This window comes from Mitsuaria sp. TWR114, from assembly GCF_007997345.1.
Genome location: NZ_VOSR01000353.1, coordinates 1 through 1,054, shown reverse-complemented (window position 1 = coordinate 1,054; position 1,054 = coordinate 1). Strand labels below are relative to the sequence as shown.

General features: G+C 71.2%; 1 protein-coding gene. It reads left to right on the top strand.

The features are described 5' to 3' along the window. Nucleotides 1-1,054: ATP-binding cassette domain-containing protein (locus tag FUT87_RS13945; protein WP_147241406.1), on the top strand; the 1,054-nt coding region annotated here is incomplete at both ends.

Below are 1,054 nucleotides of genomic sequence, written 5' to 3'. Positions count from 1 at the left end.
CGGCGCGGTGATGCTGCTGGCCGGCATCGACACCGTCGCGGGGCGGATGAGCATCGGCGACCTGGTCATGGTGAACGCCTACCTGATTCAGGTCTTCCTGCCGCTGAACACGCTGGGCTTCGTGTTCCGGGAGACGCGCGACGCGCTGCTCAACACCGAGGTGCTGTTCGCGCTGCTGGGGCGCGAGCCCGACATCGTCGACGCCCCCGGCGCGCGGCCGCTGCCGGCCGGTGACACGACGCTGCGCTTCGACGACGTGCGCTTCGGCTACGACCGACAGCGGCAGATCCTCAAGGGCCTGACGCTGGAGGTGCCCCACGGCCAGACCTTCGCCGTGGTGGGCAGCAGCGGGTCGGGCAAGTCCACGTTGGCGCGCCTCTTGATGCGGATGTACGACCCGGACAGCGGCGAGGTCAGCATCGGCGGCCACCCGCTCACCGGGCTGACGCAGCAGAGCCTGCGGCAGGCGATCGGCGTGGTGCCGCAGGACCCCGTGCTGTTCAACGACACCATCGCCTACAACATCGGCTACGGCCGGCCCGAGGCCGATCACGCCGCGATCGTCGCGGCGGCGCGGGCCGCGCAGGCCGACGAGTTCATCAGCCTGCTGCCCGAGGGCTACGAGACCCGCGTCGGCGAACGGGGCGCGCGGCTGTCCGGCGGCGAGAAGCAGCGCATCGCCATCGCGCGCGCGTTCCTGAAGAATCCGCCCATCGTCGTGCTCGACGAAGCGACCTCGGCGCTGGACACCAAGGCCGAGCGCGCGATCCAGGGCGCGCTGGACGAGGTCGCGCGCGACCGCACCTCGCTGATCATCGCCCACCGCCTCTCGACGGTGGTCGACGCGGACCAGATCATCGTGATGGACCGCGGCGAGATCGTCGAGCGCGGCCGCCATGAGGAACTGCTCGAGCGCCGCGGGCTCTATGCGCAGCTCTGGGAGCTGCAGCGCCAGCAGCAGCAGACCGAAACGCTGGAGCGGCGCATCGCGCAGCACCCGGTCAACGTGGCCGGCCTGCTGGTGCTGAGCCTGGACGGCCTGCGCGACACGGTG